A 15,886-nucleotide genomic window follows, 5' to 3' on the forward strand; every position below is an offset into this window, starting at 1 on the left:
GGCGTCACGGGTGGTGACAGGCCGTGGCCGGCGGGGGGTCACGGGTGCCGTCCGGGTTTGGCGCGGCGGGCGGCGAGCAGCAGCGCGATGTCGTCGGGGCGGTCGGCCGCGTGCCGGGCCGTCGCGGTGAGCCGGTCGGCGACACCGGCCAGGGACCGCCCGCCCGGCCGCGCGGCGGGACCGCCCGCCTTCGCGAGGGCGACGCGCAGGGCGGCGATGCCGTCGTCGATGTCGACACCGGGCCGCTCGACCAGACCGTCCGTGTAGAGCGCGAGGATGGAGTCGGGCTCCAGGTGCAGCTCCGCGACCGGGTACTGGGCGTGCGGATCCACCCCGAGGACTACTCCTCCGGGTATGTCCCAGACGCGGGTGCGGCCGTCCGGGGTACGGATCAGCGGCGGCGGATGCCCGGCCCGCGCGACCCGGACCAGCCCGCTCGCCGGGTCGAGCCGGAGATAGCAGCAGCTCGCGAACTGCCCGGGGTCGAGATCGATGAGGAGATGGTTCGTGCCGCTCATCACCTCGTCGGGCGGCCGGTCGCCGAGCGCGAACGCCCTTACGGCACTGCGGAGTTGACCCATGGTGGCGGCCGCCTGCACGCCGTGTCCCTGGACGTCGCCGATGACCAGGGCCAGACCGTCGCCGGCCTCGACGACGTCGTACCAGTCGCCGCCCACCTCCATGCCCTGGGTGCCCGGCAGGTAGCGTCCCGCGGTCTCCACCTGCGGGTGGGCGGAGAGCCGGCGGGGGAGGAGCGCCTGCTGGAGGCCGCGGGCGAGGGCGGCCTCCGAGTCGTAGCGCTGGGCCTTCTCCATCGCGTGGGCGATCAGTCCGGCGAGGGCGGTGAGTACCGCGCGCTCCTCGGTGCTGAAGCTGCGGGAGCGGTCGAAGCCCAGGATGGCCGAGCCGACCGGGCGCCCGGACGCGATCAGCGGCAGGAACGCGCGGGCCCCGACCTCCGCGTCCAGGGGGATGCCCGGGTAGGCGTCCGCCAGTTGCTGCATGGAGTCGAAGAAGAGCGGGCGTCCGGTGGTGAGGGTCTCGACCCCGGGGAGCCTGGTGTCGAGTCCGACGCCGTCGAAGGGGGCGAGGAAGCCCTGCGGGAAGCCGGTCTCCCAGGCCAGGTACAGATGCCGTTCCTGGAGCAGGTAGATCGCGAGCCGCCGGCCGCCGAACGCGGGCAGCAGCTCCTTCATGACGACCGCGGACACCTGGCGGGCGGTGACCGCCTCGGTCAGCGCGATGGCGAGCACGATCGGGCGGTACAGCGGAGCCAGGGAGGTGACGCCGTTCGCCGGCCCGCCGTCCGCTTCGGCGTGCACGGGCACGAGCGGCGGTCCCACCACCCGGGTCGAGGGAGCGACCGTGCACGTCAGCTGGTCCTGTCCCGGATGGACGGCCATCGCGAGCCAGTCGCTCTCGTACGGCTCCTCGCCCTGCTCCCGCTCGTCCGGGCGCCGGACGTGGAAGTGCACCGGCCCCAGCGACAGCAGGGCGCCGCGCAGCTGGTCCTCGCAGCCGATCTGGTTCAGCCAGGGCACGCCCTCCCACAGCGGGCGCCCCAGCAGCTCCTCGCGCGGCCGGCCCAGCAGCTGTGCGGCGCGCGGATTGACGTAGGTGACCAGCCCCAGCCGGTCCAGGCAGAACACCCCGTCCGGGAGCAGATCGGCCGCGCTGTCGGTCTGCGGCGCGTGGCCCGGGTCGACGACGGCACCGCTGACCGGGTGGCCGCCGTCCGGCGGGAGCGGCCCGGTGGCGGGCGTCCACAGGTCCAGCAGCCGGGCCGAACCGTCCGCCGCCCGCACCCGCAGGGGGAGCGGCGGGGGTTTCCCGGCAGCCGTGGCCCGTAGCGCGGCCATGACCTGGTACGTGTCGCCGGGCGCCACGACGTCCGCGAGCGCCTGCGCGGTGCCGGGGAACTCCGCGGGCTCCACCCCCAGCAGGGCGTGCAGGGAGCCGTCCCCGGTCACGGCCGCCGTCTTCGGATCCCACGAGAACCGTGCCATACGGCCCTCGGGGCGATGCGTGGCCGCCGTCCGGACGCACACGGGCTCGCCGTCCCAGGCGACGTACGGTCCGTCCTCGTCCTTGTGCTCGTCCTCCAGCTCGGCCAGCGCCCGGCCCAGCTCCTCGGCCAGCCGGGTCATCCGGTCCAGCCCGGACAGCACCTCGGTGGTGTCCGGGGCGGAGGGCCGCAGCACGGTCAGCACGCCGTACGTCGTCGACCCGCCGATGACGGGGACGTACAGGGACCCGAACTGGAACGGCAGGCTCGCGGCGAACTGGGGATAGCGGCGCATGGTCTCGGTGGCGTTCGGCAGGACCACGTGGACGCCGAGCCGGTACGCGTCGGCGACGGGGAACTTGCTGTCGACGTGCAGCCGCCCCCAGGGCCGGAACAGCGGCCCGGGCAGTCCCGCCAGCACGCCGAGACGCAGCAGTCCGGGCGTGCTCGACCGCAGGTAGACGCCCCCGGAGTGGCCGCGGGCCGCGTCGACCGCCTCCGTCGAGGCGTCGACGAGCAGCTCGGCGAGCCGTCCGGGCGTCCCCTTCTCGCGCTCGGCACTCCCAGTCATTGGGGCTCTACCTCGTCCCTGTGGCGCCGGGTGGGTGACACAGCAAGAATGCGCCAGGACGCGGCCGGGGTCACCTGGGCGGACGGGATGGGCTGGTGAGGCACGGGTATCGCCGGTCCGTCGGGGGCTGATGAAGTGATCAAGAGTGACTCAAGTGTGGGTGGGGTCGGGTACGGGGTCCCGTCGGCGTTTCGCGGGTCAGGCGACGAGGGTGCGCTGACCGGGGGTGGTGCTGCGGTCACCGGGGGTGCGGTTGTCGTACGCGAGCGTCCTTCCGGCGGACCGGGGTGTGGCCATGGGGCTGAGCCCTTTCGGATCGACGCGACGAGTGAACAGGCGGGGATGATGAGCAGGCAGGCAGGAAAAGGGAGTTGAGGTCCGACCCGCGTCAACGATCGGTCCTCGACCCATGGCGTTCAGGATGGCGCAAACTACGCCTCGCGCGGGGCGAATTCGATCTGTTGCCCTAGTCGGTGGTGACCGGCCGACCGCCGATTCGCCAGCCATGTGCCGTGGATCAGCGCCCACAGCAGCAGCCCCCCGCCCCCGCCCACCTCACCCCGATTGTTAGCCTCGGTCATGCCCAGTTATCCCCTGCCCCGTCATGGCTCGCGATGAGTACGACCGCCGCCGCACCCTTCCCCCTCGGCGCCGCGACCACGCTCGCCGAACTCGCCCAGGACCCGCACCCACGGCTGGCGCGGCTCCGTGAGAGTGAACCCGTGTCCTGGCTGCCGGAGTTGGGCGGCTGGCTGGTCACCCGGCGTGATCTCGCGCTGAGCGTGATGCGGGACGCGGCCACCTTCACCGTGGACGACCCACGCTTCTCCACTGCCCAGGTGGTCGGCCCGAGCATGCTGTCCCTCGACGGGGAGCGGCACGCCCGGCACCGTGAACCCTTCACCGCGCCCTTCCGCCCGCGCGAAGTACGGGACGGCTTCGCCTCGTTCATCGAGCGCGAGACCGACCGGCTCGTCACCGCACTGCGCCCGGCGGGCGCCGGTGAACTGCGACGCGCCTTCGCGGGCCCCCTCGCGGTCGCCGTGGTCACCGAGGCGCTCGGCCTGACCGGCACCACCCCGGACACGGTCCTGACCTGGTACGACGCGATCGTACGGTCGGTCTCGGACATCACCGCCGGCCACGAGGCGGGAGCCGCCGGCACCGAGGCGTACGCGGAACTGCGCGCCTCCGTCGAAGCCACGATCGCCGACAAGGGCGGAGCCTCGCTCCTCGTCTCCGCCGCCGGACAACTCACCGTGCCCGAAGTGGCCTCCAACGCCGCCGTGTTGATGTTCGGCGGCATCGAGACCACCGAGGCGATGATCACCAACGCGCTGCTGCACCTGCTGCGACACCCCGACCAACTCGCCCTCGTCCAGGCCGACATGGGCCTGCTGGACGGCGCCATCGAGGAATCACTGCGCCTCGAACCCGGTGCCGCCGTCGTGGACCGCTACGCCACGCGTGACACCGTCCTCGGCCCGGCCACGATCCGCGAGGGCGACCTGGTCACCGTCTCCCTCACCGGCGCCAACCGAGACCCGGCCGTCTTCACCGACCCCGACCGCTTCGACGTCCGCCGCGAGAACGCCCGCCTCCAACTCGCCTTCGCCCACGGCCCGCACTACTGCCTCGCGGCACACCTGGCCCGGCTGGAGACCCGCATCGCCCTCCAGCACCTCCTCGAACGCCTCCCCGCCCTGCGCCTCGACCCGGACCACCCGACCGCCCCGCACGGCCTGGTCTTCCGCAAGCCGCCGACGCTGCGTGTGCTGTGGGACGCCGTGACCTGACACGGAGGGGTGCGACCGTTCTGACGTGCCGTCAGGGACCCTTCACTCCCGGCCCACTTGGCGCTCCATGACCTCCACCAGGCGCCCCAGCGCGCTCAGCACCTGAGCCCGGTCCCCGCCCAGACCCGCCAACAGCTGCACCTCGGCGGAGAGTTGGCGGGGGAACAGGTCGTCCACGGCCTTCGCGCCGGCCGGGGTGATGGTCACCAGGGCGGCGCGCCGGTCGGCCGGGTTCGGGGTGCGGGCGATGAAGCCGCGCCTCTCCAGTTTGCCGAGGGCCTTGCTGACTCCCGCGCGGGACAGACCCAGCCATTCGGCGAGGCGGCGGGCGATCACCGGGTCGGTGGCGTGCCGTAGGGGGATCAGCATGTCGACCTCGGGGGCGGTGAGCTCGGCGCCCGCGTAGAGGGGCTCGACGGCCCGGTTCAGGAGCCCGGTGGCGTGCTTGAGCAGGCCGATCAGTTCCATGGGGGAGGTGTCGAGGCCGGGGTTGTGCTCGGTCCACTGGGCGCGGACATCGGCGGCGGAGGGTGACATGCGGCTCGTCTTCTCACTTCCTGGATCGGGTCTTCGGGGACTTTGAGGCCTTCATAGTCCTTCACGGGCTTTCGAAGGCCTCCACCGATCCGTCATTGTTAACCGGTGAACCATCGGTTACCGTTACGGTCATGGTATCGCCGTCCCCCTCCAGTTCCGCCGCCGCGCGCGCCGCCGCACCGGCCGAACCCGCCGACCCCTCGCGGCGCACAGCCGTCGCCCTGGTCGCCGTCCTCGCCGCGCTGACCGCGGTCGCCCCGCTCGCGACCGACATGTACGTCCCCGGATTCCCCGCGATGGGGGACACGCTCGGGGCGAGCAGCTCGGCCGTACAGCTGACGATGACCGCGTTCCTGGCCGGACTCGTCGTCGGCCAGCTGCTGATCGGCCCGCTCAGCGACAGCCTCGGCCGCCGCGGACTGCTGCTGTCCGGAACGGCCGCCTTCACGGTGTTCTCCGTCGCCTGCGCCCTCGCCCCCGACATCGAGGTCCTCACCGGCGCCCGATTCCTCCAGGGCGTGTCGGGCGCGGCCGGCATGGTGCTGGCCCGCGCCGTACTGACCGACCGCTTCCAAGGGGCCGAACTGCCGCGCTACTTCGCGGTCCTCTCCCAGATCATGGGCGTCGCGCCGGTCGCCGCACCGGTGCTCGGCGGGGCGGTCCTCGCCGTGTCGACCTGGCGCGCGGTGTTCGTCGTACTGACCGTGATGGGCGGCCTGTTGGTGCTCGGCGTGGTCCGCAAGGTCCCGGAGACCCTGCCGCCGGAGCGGCGGCACGCCGGCGGGATCACCAACACCTTCCGCGCGATGGGGGAGTTGCTGGGCCGCCGTACGTTCATGGGGTACGTCCTCGTCCTCGCGTTCATCTCGGCGGCGCTGTTCGCCTACATCAGCGGCTCCAGTTTCGTCTTCGAGAACCTGCACGGGGTCTCCGCCACGACGTACTCCCTGATCTTCGCGAGCAACGCCGTAGCCATGCTGATCGCCGGCGCTGCCTTCTCCCAACTCGCCGGACGGGTACGGCTGAACAACCTCCTCGTGGGCGCGGTCGCCGTCGCCGCGGTCGGTGCGCTGGCCCAGGTGCTGCTGGTGCTGACCGTGGGGGAGACCCTCGCCGGCACCTGGATCTCCCTGTTCATCACGGCCGGCGGCATCGGCATGGTCTTCCCGTCGACCCTGAGCATCGGCCAGGCGCTCGGCCGCAACGCCCCCGGCGCGGCCTCTGCGCTCCTCGGCGGACTGCAGTTCCTGTTCGGCGCGGTGGCGGCGCCGTTGGTGGGGGTGTTCGGGGAGGACAGTTCGCTGCCGATGGCGGTGATCATGCTGATCGCCGTGGCGGCGGCGGGAGTTGCGCTGGTGGGGCTGGCCAGGCCCTGGGAGGGGCGAGGGGAGCCGACGGCGACGGAGTAGTGGCCGGGGGGCTGTCCGGGCCGCGAACCCGGTCGCCGGCGAGCCGGACGTCGCACGACAACTGCCGGGACCCGGTGCGACCTTGCGGCCGAAATGCCGGAACCTGCCCTCGCGCTACGGCAGTTGGCGGATCGGATTCTCTATGGCGTTGGCCGGTGCCCCATGGGCGGATGGCTACGGCTTGCTATGCGTCAACCGGGCTGATGGCAGCGGCTGGTCATGCGCCCACCGGCCGCGCCGAGGCGAGTCGAGCCATCTCCTCGTCCGAGAGCCGTAGCGCGCCTGCGGCCACGTTCTGCGCAAGGTGGTCCGGGTTGCCTGTTCCGGGGATCGCAAGGACGTGAGGCCCATGCTGCAAGGTCCAGGCCAGCCGGACCTGCGCGATGGACACACCGTGCGCGTGGGCTACAGCGCGTACTGCCTCGCCGTCGTCGGCCGCCGGGCCCGCCTCGCGCCCGGTACCGGCGATCGCGAAGAACGGGACGAAGGCGAGGCCGAGTTCACCGCAGAGCTGTAGGAGAGCCTGGTCGTCGCTCGGTGCGCCGATCCCGTAGGGGTTCTGGACGCAGACGACCGGGGCGATGGTCCGGGCCTCGGCCAGTTGGTCGGACGTGGCGTTGGAGATGCCGAGGTGGCGGATCAGGCCGGCATCGCGCAGGTCGGCCAGCGCGCCGAAGTGCTCGCCGATCGAACCGGAGCCGTTGTGCCGGCTCGGCGGTATGCGCAGGTTCACCACGTCCAGGTGGTCGCGGCCGAGTTGGCGGAGGTTCTCCTCGACCTGGCCGCGCAACTGCGCCGGTGTGGCCCACCACCACGCACCCGAGGAATCACGGCCCGGCCAGACCTTGGTGGTAATCACCAGATCCTCCGGGTACGGCGCCAGCGCCCGGTTGATCAGCTCGTTGGCGGAGCGTGTCGCCGAGAAGTAGAACGCGGCGGTGTCGATCAGATTCACCCCGAGCCCGACCGCCCGCCGGAGCACGCCGATCGACTGTTCGCGGTCACGCGGTACGTCGTGCTCGGCGAACGGCGCGGTACCGGTCAGGCGCATCGCGCCGAAGCCGACGCGGTTCACGGTCAGATCACCGAGTCGCCAACTTCCCGCTGCTGCGGCGGTGTTCGGCTGTGCGCTCATGATTGGGGTCTCCTCTTGCGGTGGGGAACGGAAGCCTGATGGGTGGGCGCGCCGTGTTCAGGGCGCTCGGCGGGGCGAGCACCTCGAAGTGGGCCCAGCAGAGCCGGGGCAGGCGGACCCCGGGCATGAAAAAAGCCTCCTCAGCGGATCGGAATCCGCACCGAGAAGGCTCGCGTGATGGTCAATATTCTAGCAGGGTATGGCAGTTGGGGATTTCGGCAGAGGGGTGCGAGGACGGCCGGCACCCGAACGCTCAACCGCCTGTTCCACCTCCACAGAACCCGACGAACAGCTCGACTCGTCTGCCAGCAGGGCTCTGAACTGGTCTTATGAGCCGGACGGGGCCCTTTCCCGCGTCCGGGGGCTTCCCGCTTCTACCTGCGATTTCCCGGGAGTTCCCGTGGAAGTGTGCACGCGTTGTGCACTGGGATGGCCCCCCGGTGATGGGTCTGATGAGTGACGCCACCGACCTCACCCCGGCCGACAACAAAGTCTTCGACAAGCAACTGCCCAACACCGAGGGGAAACTGCGGGACGTCTTCGAGAAGCTGAAGGCCAAGTTCGGCACCGTCCTGGTTATCGTGGACCAGCCCGCTTCGATCGGCGCCCTGCCGCTGACGGTGGCCCGGGATGCCGGCTGCAAGGTCGCCTATCTGCCTGGCCTGTCGATGCGGCGGATCGCCGATCTCTACCTCGGCGAGGCGAAAGCCGACGCCCGCGACGCGGCCGTGATCGCCGACGCCGCCCGCACCCTGCCGCACACCCTGCGCTCGCTGGAGGTGACCGACGAGATCACTGCCGAGCTCACGGTCCTCGTCGGCTTCGACCAGGACTTCGCAGCCGAGGCCACCCGCACCTCCAACCGGATCCGCGGCCTGCTCACCCAGTTCCACCCCCGCTTCGAGAGGGTCCTCGGACCGCGTCTGAACCATCAGGAACTCTCCGAAGTGCTCAGCGCGTGGCCCGTCTCCGGTTGGCGGATCACTCCATCCATTGGCGGTACGTCATGGCATACGCCTTGTCCATCGCGTGGTTGTAGGAAACCTTTTCGCCAAGGAGCCGCTGCAGGCCGTAACGTACCCCGAGCATGAGGTCGACACGGTTGAGTTCCAGACATGGCGCTGTCCCGAAGGTTGGGAAGAAGCCGCAGGTGAGTGTCGCGCGCCGCTGCCGATCCTTGGTGCTGGACAGCGAGAAGACGTCACCGTAGGCAGCTCGGATGTCTGCCTTGCGAACGAACGGAAGCCGTCGCTCGTCGACCATGTCGGCGTCGGCGAAGAACCCGGTGGCTGGTATGGGGAAGTCACGGACGTTGCGCAGATACGCGTCGACCCGGAACTTCGATTCCCGCATGAGGGCCATGCACCAGGCGTGGAGTTCGGTGATGTCGCCGGCGTTGGTGAAGAATCGTCGTGCTTGACTCTGGGTCTCGAAGATCGTGAACAGGCCATAGTTGCGGCGCTTTGTCGTCTCCGCGAGCTGTTTTCCGATGACTTGGGCACCACACAGGGCATCGATCTCCCGCTTCGGAAGGCTGACCACTTCGTTGAGAAGGGCGGCCGACGGATCGGGCCGGTAGCAACACCACATCAGCACGTTGGCGACTCGTTGAAGGTCTTCACCAAAGGACTTCCGAGCGCGGACGAAACGGCCGATGATTTTGGTGTACTTGGTCGGCAGAATTGAGAGCATGGTCAGCCAGTGGTCGTATCCGCTTTCGCGGAGGGTCTGGTGCAGGAAGGTGAGTTCTGTGACGAGTGCGTTCGCCTCAAGCAGATCGACCAGGTTGACCGCGGGCCCGATTCCGGGGATCTCGGCGGGCTCGTACGCGACGGCGTTACGGTGCTTGAAGTCGGCAGCCATCTCACGGTGTATCTGGATGAGAGTCAGTTGCTTCTCGCCGAGCGTCTTTTCCGGATCCCGCTCGCCGTTCTTCGACAGGTCCGCCAGTACGGCTGTGGTCACCGCGTTGCGTTCGGCCTCGACCATGAAACGGTCATAGAGCGGAGGACAGAGCAACGCATCATGGAAATGGCGTATTTCGTGGAGGATCGTGGCTTCGGCTAGGAACCGTGCTCTGTCCGGGTCAGCGGGCGGGCCTTCCTGCGCGGTCCAGATCTCCGGCCGATGCCTGGCGAGCACGTCGGAGCGGACCAGGATCACCGGGATACCGATGATGTGTGAGCCGATCCGGCCTGTGTGGGTCATGGTTCGAGCAGGCGCCTGATCTGTTCGGGAGTCAGCTCGGCGATGTTGTAACGCACGCCCTCGACTGTGATGTTGATCTCGACAGGTGCCGCGTTCGTGGCTGGTGGGATCACGGATTCGGTGCGCTCCCGTCGAAGCCTGACCAGTTCGACGAGTTGGGCCAGAGCCAGACTCGCTTGGGCCGCGCTGACCACCACCGTACCGAGACTCACCAAGGTGTCGAATTCGAAGTTCAATTCGCTGTCGACGGTCGGTATTTCATCGCTGCGTACGAGTCCCGAATCGGTCCGGAACATCAGACCGAGAACGTCCTCGAAGGGCAGGGACGCGGAGACACGGAAAGAGACATCGGCCTTGACGGTCACTGTTCCCCCTGTTAGCTCGGCCGGCGGCCTGAAGGCCAGTATGACAGGAGGGCGATCACACCACCCGGACTTCACGGCAGAAGTACCCTTGTTTCGTGAGATCCGAGAAGATCCCAGGCTATGGGTCCGCACGCCTCTACTACTCTGTCTCGCCCACGCAGGTAGGTGACCCGGAGGCGCTCACGCGGAACAAGGCCGAGGCGCTCTTGGCCCACGTCGGCGGTGACCTCGAACTGCGGGTGGAGAATACGCCGTTCAGCCCCCAGCTCTTCGGTGTCACCCGGAGGTCCCCGTACGCCGAGGCCACGTTGCGGCTCGTCGAGGCGGAGTGGTCCGACGACCTCATTCCGCAAGTGCGTGGCATGGACGGATCGTTGCTCCTCAGATTCCGCCTGGACGACAGACAGTTCCTGCAGCAGCTCATCGACCACCGTGACCCCGACTGGGGTCCTGAACTCGCGTTGCGGCGCCGAATCCTGCACTGGGGCACGCAGAACTGGGGAGGTCTCACCTGGACTCTCTCCGCCGACGGCACCCACCTGTACTGCTGCGATGTTGACGTGTTCCTCCCGGAGGAGCCGGAGGAAGTCACCAGAGACCTGTTCCTGTTCGTCCTCTCCTTCGACCCGGTGGCATATGCACGCGTGTTCTCCGACGCCGACGGCGAAGCCGGGGATGACCCCGATGAGCCCGCTGAGTCCAGCCAAGCCGAGGAGCCCACGGATTCGCGCCTCGGCGAGACCGCGCCCTCTGAGTCCGTCCGGGACGAGGATCCGTACATCGGCCGGTGCACGGACTGCGGAACCCGACTGCGCATCTCGTTCGCCGTGATGACGGTGATAGAGGAGGCGGGCGGAACAGCCATCCTGGCGTGCACCGGGTGCGGCAAGCGTCAGATGGTGCGCATCGCTGGCGCGTCCGAACGTCTGTTGGGCGGCGTCCACTTCGAGGTGCTGATGCCTCCGGACCTCTCATCCATCCACGAGGCGAGGCGACGCGCCGACCCGGAAGACTAGGACCTCGGGTCAGTGGGCACCGCCGCGTCGGTCCAGGTGATCTTGTAAAACTTCAGTCGTTCGTCTTCTGCGACCAGTTGCATGCCGACTGCGGTCATGACGTGCTTGGACGCGACGTTGTCATGGTCGATGTCGCCTTATACGCAGGTGATGCCGTGTGCGCGGGCGAACGCCGGCAGTGTGCGGAGCGCCTCGGAGGCGTATCCCTTGCCTTGCGATGACGGGATGAGGTCGTAGCCGATTGTGACGCTGCCGTTGTGACCCGCGGAACCGTGGAAGCCCAGCCCGCCGATCACATATCAGTCCTCGAGCCGCCGGATCTCATAGGCGCTGAACGGCTGGGGGTACTGGTGCTCACGTCGACGAGCAACTGGTGAACCTGCCTACCTGGTTGTGGCTGGCCCGCGGCGACTGGGGAGCCGTATCAGCAACTGCGGCGGTGCCCGGCGTGTCGGTGACCGCCGTGGCACGACCAACCTCCGTGGTGTGGACGACGGGCGACGGCAGTTCGGTGACGTGCAGAGGGCCTGGGACACCGTACGGGTCGCGCACGATCCCGAAGAGCCCCTCTCCTGACTGCGGCCACACCTACAAGGTGTCCTCCGCGGGCCAGCCGGACAGTGCCTTCGCGGTCTCGGCCACGGTGCACTGGACAGTGACCTGGGCCGGTGCCGGCCAGACAGGTGTCTTCCCCGACATGACGACCACGTCGAACGCCGACTTCCGCGTTGCGGAGAGTCAGGCACTGAACAACGGCGGCTGACGCCGAAGCGCGACTTCGCGTCCCTTGTCGGCGGTCGTCCGTGCGGGAGTCGCCACAAACGCTCGCGGACGGCTTGCTTCTCTGGTCGATGTCTGTCAGCACCCCACCCGTTCTAGATCAGCGCGAGCAGACGGTCGTTGGTCTCCTGCGCCGATGGTTCGGTTCGCCACTGCCGCAGCGCACGCCCAGCGGAGAACGCCAGATCAAGACCGCCGCCGTCATACGCAAGATCGGTTCATCGCGCTCAGGAAGACTGAGCGACAAGTAGCAGCTGCCCGTCGGCCGGTTGAACTCGTTCACCGTGTAGCAGGGCGCGGCCACATTATCGGGGTGGACATGGTCGAACTGCGCCTCCGCCTTTCTGAGCGCCGCTTCGCAGTCGGTGAGCGCACCCGCCATCGCGTGCCCCTCGGCTGCCGGTTCGGCGAGCGTCACACCACGAATCGCGTTCTTCTCGCCGTACAGCGCACCGAAGCTCATCCGCAGCGCGGCGTACGCCTCCGCCGATGGGCCTCGGGCAACCCGAACACCCCTGCTCAGCAAGGAATTCGCGGCTCTCCGACGGCGCGATCGGCGGCGGCGTCAAGGTCCCATCAAGCCCGCCCGAGAACGCGTCAGAAGCGTGTCAACGCGCGTCGCTCCCGGCCGGATCCGGTCCCAGACTGATCGGCACGGGGGACGGGCGACCGTCCGTGGCGTGAGCTGGGAGGGACCGTGACCATCACGGCCGGTACATCGCGGAGACCTCGGCCGGAGGCCGCCGCGCCGCCACGAGGGGAAGCGGTCGTCCCGCCCGGGGACGGTCCCGGTCCGCGGCCGGGAGCGAGGTCCCGGCCGGGCGGCCCGGAGCACCGTCCCCGGGAGCGGACCGGGGCCGCGCGGGCCGCTCTGCGCCGCCGCTTCCGGGCCACCGTGCCCGCGCGGCTGCGCCTTCTGCGCGCGGCCACGGTCCTGCTCGCCACCGCCCTCGCGGTACTCCTCACGCTGGCCGGCTTCGCCGCCGCCGGCACCTGGAACACCGTGGCCGGCCGCGACGCACCCCGCACCACCAGCGCCGCCGACCTCGAACTCGCCCTCAACGACATGGACGCCCAGGCCGCCAACCTCCTGCTCGCCAACGGCGACGCGGGCAAGGGGCGCCTGACGACGCCGTACGAGAAGGCGGTCGGGTTCTACGGCGACGCCCGGGACCGGATCGGGCACGATCTGCGGACCCTGGCCGTCGCCGCGCAAGGGGACCGGGCCGATGAGAGGACCGTGGAGTCCCTCACCGACTCCTTCGCCGAGTACCAGGAACTCGTCGGCCGCGCCCTGGAGAACGACGACCACGCCGGCGGCAGGACGGCCGCACTGACCGACTATCGCCGGGCCACGGATCTGCTCCAGCGACAACTCCTGCCGATGGCACGGACGTTGGTGACCTCCAACAACGCGGTGTTCAACGCGGAGTACACGGTGGCCCGTTCCACACTCTCTGCCCAGCTCGCCGCGGTCGTGGCACTGGGTGTGCTGCTGCTGGCGGTGCTCGGTCTCCTGCAGTGGTACCTGTCCCGCCGCTTCCAACGAACCCTGAACGCAAGCATGTTGGCCGCCACCGTCTGCACCCTGCTCGCCGTCCTCCTCGGCATCCAACTCCTCTCCGCCACCGGGGAAAACCTGCACGGCGCCCGCCGCGATGCCTTCGACTCCGTCGTCGCCCTCTCCCGCGCCCGCGCGATCGCCTACGACGCCAACGCCGACGAGAGCCGCTACCTCCTCGACCCGCAGCGCCGCGACCAGTACGCGCGGTCGTTCCTCACCAAGTCCCAGGAGCTGTACGGCATCCGGGGCGCGACCCTCGACACGTACGACGCCCAACTCGCCGCCACCTGGCGGGAGTACGAGGCTCACCACCAAGACGCGCGCTTCACCGGCGAGTTCCGGCGCGAGCTGGACAACATCACCTTCGCCGGGGAACGCCGCGCGGCCGAGAAGACCGTCGAGGCATACGCCGTCTACCAGCGCGACGACCGGAAGATCCGGGCACTGCTGGCCGCCGGAAAGGAGCGCGAGGCCGTCGAGTTCTGCATGGGCTGGGAACCGGGCACCTCGAACGCGCACTTCGAAGCCTGGATGGGTGCGCTGGACAAGGTGACCGTCATCAACCAGCGGCACTTCGACGGGTTCGTCGCGACCGGCCGCTCGGACGTGACCGGGCTGCTGCCCTGGGCACTCGCAGCCCTCCTCGCGACCATCGCGCTCACCGCCCTCGGCCTGCGGCCGCGGCTCGCCGAGTTCCGCTGAGGCGAGCTGCGTGAGGGCAAGGGCGAGTGTTTCGTCGGGGAAGGGGCCGCCGCCAAGTCCGGTGACACAGAAGGAAGTTCGGTACCGCGCCCGGAATGCCTCCGGGGCTGCCCCTTCGTTCCTTGTACGCGATACGGGGTCGACATAGGGTCGACGCATGACAAACGGCGCACTGGTTCTGGCCGGCGGAGGTCTCGCGGGGATCGCGTGGGAGACGGGGGTGTTGCTCGGTATCCAAGACGTCGAACCCGAGGCGGCCGCGCGCATCATCGGGGCGCCGACGACTCTGATCGGCACGTCGGCCGGGTCCAACGTCTCCGCTCAGCTCTCCGCGGGTACACCGCTCGAAGAGCTCTTCGAGCGGCAAGTCCACGAGTCGGCCGGCGAAGTGTATGTCGAGGTCGACTTCGAGGCCTTCATGTCGACCATGGCCGCGGCACAGAGCGAAGCGACCTCGCCGGACGACGCGCGACGCCGTATCGGCGCAATCGCCAAGAACACCACGACAGTTGACCGCAAGATTCGCCGCGGCATCATCGAGGGCCGGCTGTCCGGCGCGACGTGGAACGACCGCGACCTCCGCATCACCGCGGTGGACGCCGACACGGGGGTGCCGATCGTGTTCGATCGGACCTCAGGGGTCTCGCTCGTTGACGCCGTCGAGGCGAGTTCGTCGGTTCCGGGCATCTGGCCCGTCGTTCCGCTGGCGGGGCACGTCTATATGGACGGAGGCGTGCGCACAATGGCGAACGCGGACTTCGCCGTCGGATTCGACCCTGTTCTCGTGCTGATCCCGCTGCCGGAGAGCACGGCCAACGGATACTCGATCGACCCCGCGGAGCTGGAGTCGCTCGCGCCGTCCCGCGTGCACGTGATCCACGCGGATGCCGCCGCTGTCGCCGCTTTCGGCACCAACCCGCTCGACCCGGGCGTGCGCAAGCCGTCCGCCCTTGCCGGTCGCGACCTGGGACGGGACATCGCGGCGGAGGTCGCCGCGTTCTGGAGAGGTTGAGCCACCTGGAGAGGTCGACCCACTGCACGCGCCGCCCCGCGCAAGTCGCCGCCACCTACGCCGAGTTGAGAGAGGCGCACGGCGACCGGTTCCTGCTCGGCATCGGCGTCAGCCAGGCGGCGGTGGTCGACGCGTCGTCGGAACCCGGCCGGTACCGGAAACCACTCGCCGCGATGCGCACGTACCTCGACGACCTGGACGCCGCACCCGTCCCGGTACCCGGCGACCACCGGGTCCTCGCGGCGATCGGCCCCAAGATGCTGAGCCTCTCCGCCGAGCGCGCGGGCGGCGCGCACCCCTATCTGATCCTGCCCGACAACACACGCGAGGCCCGCGCAGTCCTCGGTACCGAACCGCTGTTGGCACCGGAGCAGACGGTCGTCCTCACCACCGACGCCGACGAAGCGCGCACCATCGGCCGGGAGTTCCTCAGCGGCTACCTGACCTACGCCATCTACGCCAACAAGATGCTGCAGTCGGGGTTCACCTCCGACGACGTGGAGACCGTCAGCGACCGGCTGGTGGACGCGCTGGTCGCGTGGGGCGACGAGGACGCCATCCTCCGCCGCGTCGACGAACATCTGGACGCCGGCGCCGACCACGTCGCTCTCCAGGTGCTGACCGGCGACATGATAGAACTCCCGCTGCACCAGTGGCGTCGCCTGGGAGCCGCGCTCGGCGACCGACACACCACATGAGACCTCCCGCTCACGCGAAAGGGTGCCCGGCCGGGGGAAGTCCGCTGGGCACCCCTCTGTCGTCACTGTCGTTCCGGACCAGCGGACG

15 protein-coding genes and 1 pseudogene are annotated in these 15,886 nt (G+C 69.5%); 8 read left to right on the forward strand and 8 right to left on the reverse strand.

The features are described 5' to 3' along the window. Positions 1 to 38: 38 nt before the first annotated feature. Together ACIBK4_RS17045 and ACIBK4_RS17050 are read right to left on the reverse strand one after the other, a co-directional pair. A complete protein-coding gene (locus ACIBK4_RS17045) occupies positions 39 to 2,576 on the reverse strand; it encodes a SpoIIE family protein phosphatase (protein WP_398995533.1) in 2,538 nt (845 codons plus the stop codon). Between the two features lie 431 nt (positions 2,577 to 3,007). After that, a complete protein-coding gene (locus ACIBK4_RS17050; RefSeq protein WP_398995534.1) occupies positions 3,008 to 3,157 on the reverse strand; it encodes a hypothetical protein in 150 nt (49 codons plus the stop codon). A gap of 33 nt (positions 3,158 to 3,190) precedes the next feature. Here ACIBK4_RS17050 and ACIBK4_RS17055 point away from each other — a divergent pair, with 33 nt between their 5' ends. Beyond that, positions 3,191 to 4,372: a cytochrome P450 gene (locus ACIBK4_RS17055; RefSeq protein WP_398995535.1), complete on the forward strand. Its 1,182-nt coding sequence runs from the start codon at positions 3,191 to 3,193 to the stop codon at positions 4,370 to 4,372. Positions 4,373 to 4,414: 42 nt separating this feature from the next. Here the strand turns inward: ACIBK4_RS17055 and ACIBK4_RS17060 are convergent, their stop codons facing one another. Beyond that, positions 4,415 to 4,909 carry a MarR family winged helix-turn-helix transcriptional regulator gene (locus ACIBK4_RS17060; RefSeq protein WP_398995536.1) on the reverse strand — a complete coding sequence of 165 codons (495 nt, stop codon included), beginning with the start codon at positions 4,907 to 4,909 and terminating at the stop codon, positions 4,415 to 4,417. A 131-nt stretch (positions 4,910 to 5,040) separates the two neighbouring features. On the opposite strand from ACIBK4_RS17060, the gene ACIBK4_RS17065 reads away from it, so the two are divergent. Beyond that, complete coding sequence (locus ACIBK4_RS17065) at positions 5,041 to 6,318, forward strand: multidrug effflux MFS transporter (protein WP_398995537.1); 1,278 nt, start codon at positions 5,041 to 5,043, stop codon at positions 6,316 to 6,318. Positions 6,319 to 6,535: 217 nt separating this feature from the next. Here ACIBK4_RS17065 and ACIBK4_RS17070 read toward each other — a convergent pair whose 3' ends face one another. After that, positions 6,536 to 7,453, reverse strand: coding sequence for an aldo/keto reductase (locus ACIBK4_RS17070; protein WP_398995538.1), 918 nt, complete (start codon positions 7,451 to 7,453; stop codon positions 6,536 to 6,538). A gap of 443 nt (positions 7,454 to 7,896) precedes the next feature. Here ACIBK4_RS17070 and ACIBK4_RS17075 point away from each other — a divergent pair. After that, positions 7,897 to 8,415, forward strand: a pseudogene (locus ACIBK4_RS17075) (IS110 family transposase); the annotation flags it as partial. Between the two features lie 19 nt (positions 8,416 to 8,434). Here the strand turns inward: ACIBK4_RS17075 and ACIBK4_RS17080 are convergent. Further along, positions 8,435 to 9,661: a hypothetical protein gene (locus tag ACIBK4_RS17080; protein WP_398995539.1), complete on the reverse strand. Its 1,227-nt coding sequence runs from the start codon at positions 9,659 to 9,661 to the stop codon at positions 8,435 to 8,437. Beyond that, the gene (locus tag ACIBK4_RS17085) at positions 9,658 to 10,026 is read right to left on the reverse strand and encodes a hypothetical protein (RefSeq protein WP_398995540.1); all 369 of its coding nucleotides are present in this window, start codon (positions 10,024 to 10,026) and stop codon (positions 9,658 to 9,660) included. The genes ACIBK4_RS17080 and ACIBK4_RS17085 overlap by 4 nt, the downstream gene beginning before the upstream one ends. 95 nt (positions 10,027 to 10,121) lie before the next feature. Between ACIBK4_RS17085 and ACIBK4_RS17090 the strand changes: the two genes are divergently transcribed. Further along, positions 10,122 to 11,042, forward strand: a complete 921-nt coding sequence (locus ACIBK4_RS17090; protein ID WP_398995541.1) for a hypothetical protein — start codon at positions 10,122 to 10,124, stop codon at positions 11,040 to 11,042. Between the two features lie 137 nt (positions 11,043 to 11,179). On the opposite strand, the gene ACIBK4_RS17095 is transcribed toward ACIBK4_RS17090, so the two are convergent. Beyond that, positions 11,180 to 11,338 (reverse strand): GNAT family N-acetyltransferase, encoded by a 159-nt coding sequence (locus ACIBK4_RS17095; RefSeq protein WP_398995542.1) that lies wholly within the window; start codon positions 11,336 to 11,338, stop codon positions 11,180 to 11,182. 77 nt (positions 11,339 to 11,415) lie between these two features. On the opposite strand from ACIBK4_RS17095, the gene ACIBK4_RS17100 reads away from it, so the two are divergent. Beyond that, positions 11,416 to 11,805 (forward strand): hypothetical protein, encoded by a 390-nt coding sequence (locus tag ACIBK4_RS17100; protein WP_398995543.1) that lies wholly within the window; start codon positions 11,416 to 11,418, stop codon positions 11,803 to 11,805. 117 nt (positions 11,806 to 11,922) lie between these two features. On the opposite strand, the gene ACIBK4_RS17105 is transcribed toward ACIBK4_RS17100, so the two are convergent. Then, complete coding sequence (locus ACIBK4_RS17105; RefSeq protein ID WP_398995544.1) at positions 11,923 to 12,285, reverse strand: hypothetical protein; 363 nt, start codon at positions 12,283 to 12,285, stop codon at positions 11,923 to 11,925. A gap of 234 nt (positions 12,286 to 12,519) precedes the next feature. On the opposite strand from ACIBK4_RS17105, the gene ACIBK4_RS17110 reads away from it, so the two are divergent. The 3 genes from ACIBK4_RS17110 to ACIBK4_RS17120 all read left to right on the forward strand — a co-directional run bounded on the left by ACIBK4_RS17110 (position 12,520) and on the right by ACIBK4_RS17120 (position 15,798). Then, the gene (locus ACIBK4_RS17110; protein WP_398995545.1) at positions 12,520 to 14,088 is read left to right on the forward strand and encodes a hypothetical protein; all 1,569 of its coding nucleotides are present in this window, start codon (positions 12,520 to 12,522) and stop codon (positions 14,086 to 14,088) included. A 157-nt stretch (positions 14,089 to 14,245) separates the two neighbouring features. Continuing rightward, complete coding sequence (locus ACIBK4_RS17115; RefSeq protein ID WP_398995546.1) at positions 14,246 to 15,100, forward strand: patatin-like phospholipase family protein; 855 nt, start codon at positions 14,246 to 14,248, stop codon at positions 15,098 to 15,100. After that, on the forward strand, positions 15,097 to 15,798 hold the full coding sequence (locus ACIBK4_RS17120) for a TIGR03620 family F420-dependent LLM class oxidoreductase (protein WP_398995547.1): 702 nt from the start codon (positions 15,097 to 15,099) through the stop codon (positions 15,796 to 15,798). The genes ACIBK4_RS17115 and ACIBK4_RS17120 overlap by 4 nt, the downstream gene beginning before the upstream one ends. Positions 15,799 to 15,886: the final 88 nt, after the last annotated feature.

It is taken from the genome of Streptomyces sp. NPDC050528 (assembly GCF_044457795.1).
GTDB lineage: Bacteria > Actinomycetota > Actinomycetes > Streptomycetales > Streptomycetaceae > Streptomyces.

Excerpts from the sequence above, each read along its gene's own strand:
- ACIBK4_RS17065 (WP_398995537.1), top strand. The coding sequence starts at position 5,041 with ATGGTATCGCCGTCCCCCTCCAGTTCCGCCGCCGCGCGCGCCGCCGCA.
- ACIBK4_RS17080 (WP_398995539.1), bottom strand. The coding sequence starts at position 9,661 with ATGACCCACACAGGCCGGATCGGCTCACACATCATCGGTATCCCGGTG.
- ACIBK4_RS17115 (WP_398995546.1), top strand. The coding sequence starts at position 14,246 with ATGACAAACGGCGCACTGGTTCTGGCCGGCGGAGGTCTCGCGGGGATC.
- ACIBK4_RS17060 (WP_398995536.1), bottom strand. The coding sequence starts at position 4,909 with ATGTCACCCTCCGCCGCCGATGTCCGCGCCCAGTGGACCGAGCACAAC.
- ACIBK4_RS17050 (WP_398995534.1), bottom strand. The coding sequence starts at position 3,157 with ATGACCGAGGCTAACAATCGGGGTGAGGTGGGCGGGGGCGGGGGGCTG.
- ACIBK4_RS17105 (WP_398995544.1), bottom strand. The coding sequence starts at position 12,285 with ATGAGCTTCGGTGCGCTGTACGGCGAGAAGAACGCGATTCGTGGTGTG.
- ACIBK4_RS17045 (WP_398995533.1), bottom strand. The coding sequence starts at position 2,576 with ATGACTGGGAGTGCCGAGCGCGAGAAGGGGACGCCCGGACGGCTCGCC.
- ACIBK4_RS17070 (WP_398995538.1), bottom strand. The coding sequence starts at position 7,453 with ATGAGCGCACAGCCGAACACCGCCGCAGCAGCGGGAAGTTGGCGACTC.
- ACIBK4_RS17055 (WP_398995535.1), top strand. The coding sequence starts at position 3,191 with ATGAGTACGACCGCCGCCGCACCCTTCCCCCTCGGCGCCGCGACCACG.